This is a genomic window from Acinetobacter sp. YH12097 (genome assembly GCF_013419225.1).
GTDB lineage: Bacteria > Pseudomonadota > Gammaproteobacteria > Pseudomonadales > Moraxellaceae > Acinetobacter > Acinetobacter amyesii.
On the sequence record NZ_VPAN01000072.1, the window covers coordinates 1 to 6,888 of the forward strand.

General features: G+C 37.0%; 5 protein-coding genes and 2 pseudogenes. 3 read left to right on the top strand and 4 right to left on the bottom strand.

What is annotated here, in order from left to right; genetic code table 11:
* Positions 1-75, top strand: a pseudogene (locus FTU37_RS16015) (IS6 family transposase); the annotation flags it as partial.
* 292 nt (positions 76-367) lie between these two features.
* Here FTU37_RS16015 and FTU37_RS16020 read toward each other — a convergent pair.
* From FTU37_RS16020 to FTU37_RS16030, 3 genes are all read right to left on the bottom strand, one after another.
* The gene (locus tag FTU37_RS16020; protein WP_075316580.1) at positions 368-943 is read right to left on the bottom strand and encodes a recombinase family protein; all 576 of its coding nucleotides are present in this window, start codon (positions 941-943) and stop codon (positions 368-370) included.
* A gap of 186 nt (positions 944-1,129) precedes the next feature.
* Positions 1,130-1,819 (bottom strand): hypothetical protein, encoded by a 690-nt coding sequence (locus FTU37_RS16025; RefSeq protein WP_180012498.1) that lies wholly within the window; start codon positions 1,817-1,819, stop codon positions 1,130-1,132.
* Entirely contained in the window at positions 1,819-2,739 is a 921-nt protein-coding gene (locus FTU37_RS16030; RefSeq protein WP_180118541.1) for a hypothetical protein, read from the bottom strand. Before FTU37_RS16030 ends, FTU37_RS16025 begins: the two co-directional genes overlap by 1 nt.
* A gap of 2,331 nt (positions 2,740-5,070) precedes the next feature.
* On the opposite strand from FTU37_RS16030, the gene FTU37_RS16035 reads away from it, so the two are divergent.
* Together FTU37_RS16035 and FTU37_RS16040 are read left to right on the top strand one after the other, a co-directional pair.
* Positions 5,071-6,078 (top strand): replication initiation protein, encoded by a 1,008-nt coding sequence (locus FTU37_RS16035; RefSeq protein WP_096902771.1) that lies wholly within the window; start codon positions 5,071-5,073, stop codon positions 6,076-6,078.
* A 130-nt stretch (positions 6,079-6,208) separates the two neighbouring features.
* A complete protein-coding gene (locus FTU37_RS16040; RefSeq protein WP_096902770.1) occupies positions 6,209-6,748 on the top strand; it encodes a plasmid replication DNA-binding protein in 540 nt (179 codons plus the stop codon).
* A 65-nt stretch (positions 6,749-6,813) separates the two neighbouring features.
* Here FTU37_RS16040 and FTU37_RS16045 read toward each other — a convergent pair.
* Positions 6,814-6,888 (bottom strand): annotated as a pseudogene (locus FTU37_RS16045) (IS6 family transposase); the annotation flags it as partial.

Genomic DNA, 6,888 nt, shown 5'->3' on the forward strand with positions numbered 1-6,888 from the left:
GGACAAGCATCGTCATTTTATTATGGTCAGCCTCAGGGTGAAGTGTGTCTAATCAACAGGGTTTTCGGTCTCTAAGCACTTTTTAAAGGGAACATCATCGACTCAAATCTCTATTTGCAACAGTGCCGTTATAACTACTAATATTCCAACACCTAGCTAATATTATTTTAAACTTAATCTTTAAAAGTTATAACAATAAATCAGCCCGTATTTTACAGGCTGATTTTTAGCTATTTCTTCAATAGTTTTTACCAACTTCTCAGCTCTTTCAATAAGAACCTCCTCAGCAATATAATTATTTTTACTTGAACCGTACCGGGTCAGTGTTCCACAGTTTTCATAAGATAAATAATTATAGTCGCCAATTTCAACTGAGTTCCTCTCCGGCTTTTAAATAGCGGTATACCGCTTGGCGGCTAATTCCAAATGCCTGGCCTAATGCCATTTTTGAAGGATACTGCCCTTCCTTCCATGCTTGTCGCAAAGCTTCAGCTTTATCAGGCTTCAATTTATGTACCCGGCCTTTGTACTTCCCTTGAACAGAGGCGAGTTTAATTCCTTCCTTTTGCCTTTCCAGAATGATTTCACGTTCAAATTGCGCAAAAGCACCCATCAGTTGCAGCATCAAATTATCCATCGGCGTGGATTGGGCAGTAAAAGTAATATTCTCTTTTACAAACTGGATAGCGATCCCTCTTTTGACCAGTTTATCTACTTCAGTGACCAAATCTTTTAGACTTCGTGCAAAACGATCCATGGAATGTACAATCACCCTGTCCCCTTCCCGGACATAGTTCAACATTTCTTGAAATTTCGGTCGGTCGGTATTTTTACCCGAAGCACGGTCAACAAAAATCCGGTCGACTTCAATTCCCTCAAGTTGACGCCCTGTATTTTGCTCGACCGAACTCACTCGCACATAACCTACTTTTTGGCCTTTCACTCTTTCACGCCCCAATTAGATAAAAATGAACAATTTCGTAAATTATAAATCTTAAATATCAAAGTTACATGTTATATATGGTTAAAAATCATTTAAATGTTACATAGTTTTAAGAACTTTTATATTGTTACTTTAGGGTATACTCCAAATTTACATAATGTCGCATCTTCTGTGAAATCGTCTTTTCTACGCAAATAAACCTGATTTAAAGGCGAAACCTAACAATATTACAAGTAGCACTGTTAGCATTGCTTTAAGCCTAAAAATCGTATCATGAGCTATTTTAATTTTCTCCTTATACTCCACCTCTGACATTGAAAACTTATCCATTTCAGCCTGAATAGCATCCATATATTTTGAAATTTTTTCTAATTTTTCGCTCTGCTGTTCATTTTTAAGTGATAGCGCAGTATTGGATTGCTCCAGTTGTTTATTTAAATTGATCTGCTGAATAAGATTTTTCGCTTGATCGGCATTGATTTTTTGACTTTCCTCATTAAATTCATCCTGCTCTTTAGACTCTTGAATCAACTGCTTTGCTCTAGCAGTCAGTTTTATGTTTTTTTCTTTGAGGGCTTCATTCTCTTGTTCTAGAGATTCTTTAGCTTTTTCTATTGTAGAAAATTGCTTTTTAAAGTCGGTGAGCTGTCGCTGTAGCTCAATATTTTCCTCAAAGTGACTTGTCGCAACCTCATCAACTAAAAAATCACAATATTTAAAAAAATCGGCTTCAATCAGGGCAAAGGGCATGGCATGAGAAATTTTTAAATGCTCAACAATTTCATGCCAACTTTTACCCGTGCGGTACAGCTCGGTAATTTCATCCTGTCGGCTCTCAAGCCACCTACGTTTATTGAAATAAGGGGTTTTAGCCATCACTCAATATCCTTGTAAAAACTATCGCTATAAACATAGCCATCACTGCTTTTGGACGCTAAAAACCTCTTACCCTCCTCACTGCTTTTCCATGCCAAAAGTAGCTCTCTTGAGCTTTGATTGGCTTCGTCTTTAATAGCCCTAAAATATGTATGGATTTCCGTATTATTTTTAATTTTTGGAGTGGAAGCACGGACATAGCTTAGATTTAACTTTCGTCCACCTGCACCTAAAAAACTACGGTTCATTTTTGACTGAAAATAAGCCGTGAACATGCTATATAACTTACCGATCTGCACACGTACACCACGGTAGCCAATATAGCCCTCAAGGCTTAAAAGGTACTTTTCAAAATGTTCTTTTACATCCGTATTGGATTTATTTTTTTGAAAGCTATTTACCAAATTAACGCCACGTTGACGCACAGCCTCAAACGCTTCTTGCTTCAAACGCCATGTAAAGTTAGTCGCATGTTTGGTATTTTCACTTAAACCCATTTCTTGCAATTCTTTGATACTTTTGGCTCGTTTTGTGAGCTGTAAAAAAGTATATTCACCCACTGTTAAGGATATCTTTCCAAAGGTTTCAGCACCTTTGACCTGTTTAGAAATTTGATCATTTAAATAATCAAGATGATCATATTTATTCTGAATAATCACACCATCAGGCAAACGTAGAAGTAAGTCATTTACACGGCAAAGTAAAAGCAAAGTCGGGGGTCTAAGGGTATATAACTTATTTTCATTTTTCGATTTATCACGCAAGTAACGATAAAAATCAGCTTCGGTTAGATTTTCTTTCTGAAAACAACCGCCATTCGCAACGATGCAACAAAACGTACTTTGTCCGGACAGAAATTTTCGATACTGCTGTTGTGGTGTATTCAGCAAACCATAGCGGTCATTCCACTTTTCAAGCATGGATTCTGCATTACTAAAACTGCTCGGTTTAATCAAAATTCCCAAATCGTAACCTTTGCTGAAACATGCAAGGGTCGTATGAGTGAACTCTTTTATGCCAGTGGTGTAATAAATCATTTTTTCTTATTTAGTCCAAAAATTTAATTATCAATATACCTTCATTTGTAGATTCTTAAAGGTATTCCAAAGATTTTTTTAATAGTTATATCTAAAAGACTAGTTATAGGTAGTTATAACCGAATTATGCTATCGCATAATTAGCAGTTCCAAAAATTCGACTTGACATGGTATTTGATACGCATAAGATCAGATTTGTAGATATTGTTTTTTCGTTGGACTGCCAATCCATACATTCAATTTTCCTTAAAAATTGTTTGTTCATGGATTGCCAACCATGAACAAACAACATCACCCATTTTCGCAACGTGCCAAGTTGTGAAAATTTTTATCGGTGAAGCTGCGTGCGTGAGAAATCTAGCTGGCGCGGCTACGATAGGGGCTGAGAGGTGTGACTCCTCTTTTCTACCTGTTACAAAAGTTATGTTCCTGTTTTTACAGGATGCAAGTAGGGCGACACGGACACGGGAATTGACGGGTTATCAGCGTTTAAAACATGCGACTGGTAACTTAGTGAATTAACCCTGTTTTATTTGTTACGGTGAGCCATCTCAAGGATTGGGTGAATGGCGTTAATAACCGCTTGGCAGATGCTTCGCAAGGGCATAGTCAAGGCGCACAGGTGGGCTTTTGAGGGCATCGTAAGGTGTCAGGGGCGTGAGGTGAATAACTGGATCGTTCGGTACTGTACGGTGATTTGCTGAATTCGTAGAGATACGTTGCAAATTGCTGACAGATCAATGGATAGCTCAAGCCTGTAAGGTCGTCTCTGTCAACATACAACTACAAAATAGTTGATGGCAGTCGATATGCGTAGAGTAAGTGCTTTACCTTATTAATTTAACTAGGAAATATAAGCTAGAAAAGACTTGGAACTGCGGTCTAGCGAAGTATGGAATTGATTTTAGTTAAGTTAGAGATAAGCGTACTACTCGATTTCAATGTTTTTTATTGAAATCAAAGACAAGTGAAACTAACGTGGGCGCACTTCACACCGTATGAGTTGTAGATATTTAATTTCTGATTGATGAGTTCACAGAAAAGCAATTCTAGGCAAACAACGAGGTGGTGATCGGTGACGGTCTTTAGAAGTGTTAGAGAATAGACCAGTACAAAACCTTAGCTACATCGAGGTTGCAGACAGTTCGAGCGAATAAAAACGTAAGCGCTGTTAATTGGGAAAGTCTATGCCGATAAGTTGGTGATGTTTAAGGTGATTGAAAACAGATTTTTTTCGGTAATATTCGAGTGGTATCAACATGCTTTGGCTAGCATGATTTACCGAAAAAACTGTCTTAAAACGATTCTACAATCGTGAAAATTAGTTGTCTTGGCCGACAATGATATTTTCAAACTGTTGATGCAGTATAAATACGTACAAACTAGTGGTTTTAAGAACCCAGCCCCTTAGGGGCTGGGTTTGTCTTTATAAAAATAACTCTATTTCGCTCTCATTTGCGATTTAAGCCACTTCATAGCAAAAACCATCATTTCATCACATGACTTTGTAATCGGGCTAAAAAACGCCATTTTAAGCCTTGTATAAGCATCTATAGAGCGAGTGTCTACGAGCGAACCACCAAAATTCGCGCCTAGACTCTCTGAAAAACCGTTTTTTAAGCTGTGAAGCCTAAATAAGCGTAAATCATATGCAGAAATTTGAGCCTAGACCGAGCGTAGCGAGTAAAAAAGCTCTATGAGCGAAGCGAATTCCGAGTTGCTTTTGATCTTGCTTTTGCTTTTTCTTAAATTCACGAAAACATAAACCAAAAAATTGCCCCGGCGAATCGAGCGAAAGCGAGATTCAATAGAGTTTGAGCGTAGCGAAAACCAAGGGCAATTTTTCATTTATTAATTTTAAAAGCTTTATTAAAAGCTTTTAATAGCTTTTAAAAAGCTTTTAAAAAGCTTTACGACCAGTCTCAATGTGTTGCTATACCAGTGTTTCAGACACTAAAGTGGGGGCGAAATGTTAGGTTTTTGACTTTAAGTGGGGGCGAAATGTTAGGTTTTTGACTTTAAGTGGGGGCGAAATGTTAGGTTAGTGGGGGCGAAATGTTAGGTTAGTGGGGGCGAAATGTTAGGTTAGTGGGGGCGAAATGTTAGGTTAGTGGGGGCGAAATGTTAGGTTGTAATCAAGATATGCTTGACTTAATAAGTGGGGGTGAATAGTATTAAAAATACCACCACATAATAGAAGAATAGTGATTTTAGATGGCTGTATCATTAAAGAAAATTAAAAATTTTGAGGAACATGACAAATCTCTTTTTCCTCTTGCAGCACCTGCCAAACGTTATCCAAAAGACTATGCTGTCTTTCAAAATATTTTCTGGCAATTGAAGCATGAGAAATCACCAAAAGACGATATTCTAAAATTGCTATTCTTTTTTAGCCCTAAAGTTCGGCTAGCATCAGATCCCAATGAAACAACAGAATTCACTGTAACAGCTAAAGAATATGCTGAATTGACGGGCTTAAAGCCAAGCAGTGCTTATGTAGCCTTAAACCGAGTAGTAGATGCTCTCTACGACCACAGTGTAGTTTTTTATCATCCTGGAAAAGATCGAGAAATTCGAACAAGACTCATTAGTACATGCTCATACAAGGATGGATGTTTTTATATTTCTTTCACGCATTTTGCCCTATACATTATGTATGTTTTTAATAAACAAAATTCGTATACAAAATTTAAAGTTAAGTCGGCTGTTGCCTTACATGGTCACGGTTTAAAACTTTACCCATTCTTGGTACAAAATGAATTTCGTTCTAATTTCGATGTATCCATTAAAGAATTAAAAAGTGCTTTAGGTCTAGCAGAAAATTCATACCCAGAATATAGAGATTTCAAAAGTACTATTCTTAAACCTCATATTGATGACATTAACTCTAAAACAGAACTGACTATTGAGTTTAAAGCAGTTAAGAAAGAAGGACGCAAAGCTAGTCATGTTAATTTTATAGTTAGAAAAAAGAAAACTATTGGAGCTAATCAACAAAGTGAAACTGGTAGTAACCAAGCGCAAAATAAAATAACTGCAAAAATGGTTTATTTAACGATAATTCAAAGTGAAGAATTGAGCTTGAGATTCAAAGAATCTGGTGAGACTACAGACGAATTAGTAGAAAGAATAAAAACTGATTTTAAGAACAACGAAGGTAATAGATGGATTGAAAAATTAGCAGAATTCAATGTCGACCTTACTATTGAACAAAAAAATTGAAGAGCTACTCCCCTATCTAAAGAAAGTAGGCTTTAATACAAAATAAATTTCATGTTTAGGTAGAATGTTCAGATGAACATCCTTGTACACGCACTGAGGGATTCCATTGAACACAACAAAATTTAGCGTTATGGACGCTAGTAAAGCCTTTAAAAAATCACGTACAACAATATACGAAGCTATAAAAAATGGTGAATTATCAAGGGATCATGATGGTCTTATAGATCTATCTGAACTTATCAGAGTCTACGGAAATCCTTCAGGTGTTCAGTCCAGTACACGCACTGAACACGTACAGAAGGATGTACATGTACACGTCCAGTCAGAAGTCGAAACTGTATTAAAAGATCAAATTTCATTACTTAAAAATCAATTGGACTTAGCCAATCACAGAGAAAAGGCTTTGATGCAACACATAGAAGATTTGACTCATAGAATTGAGTTTAAAGGTCAGCTTGAACAACCAAAAACAGGGGTAGAAGAGCACAAAGTTGTTCCTCCTGTTGATTCTGAGATGATAGAGAATCCTAAACTAGAACCAGACCAGAAAGATGACGGATTGACTACTCCGGAACAAAAGGAAAATAAGCGTATTCCAGTCCCTGAACATATTGAGCCAGAACCAGAAAAAAGGGGCTTCTGGAGCCGTTTTTTCAAGCCCTATGGATGATAGGACTATTTAAGGCACTGTTGCAAATAGAGATTTGAGTCGATGATGTTCCCTTTAAAAAGTACTTAGAGACCGAAAACCCTGTTGATTAGACACACTTCACCCTGAGGCTGACCATAATAAAATGACGATGCTTGTCC

What these genes read in the sequence shown, in the direction of transcription:
- FTU37_RS16030 (WP_180118541.1), bottom strand. Translation starts at nt 2,739, where the DNA reads ATGCTTGAAAAGTGGAATGACCGCTATGGTTTGCTGAATACACCACAA.
- FTU37_RS16035 (WP_096902771.1), top strand. Translation starts at nt 5,071, where the DNA reads ATGGCTGTATCATTAAAGAAAATTAAAAATTTTGAGGAACATGACAAA.
- FTU37_RS16025 (WP_180012498.1), bottom strand. Translation starts at nt 1,819, where the DNA reads ATGGCTAAAACCCCTTATTTCAATAAACGTAGGTGGCTTGAGAGCCGA.
- FTU37_RS16040 (WP_096902770.1), top strand. Translation starts at nt 6,209, where the DNA reads ATGGACGCTAGTAAAGCCTTTAAAAAATCACGTACAACAATATACGAA.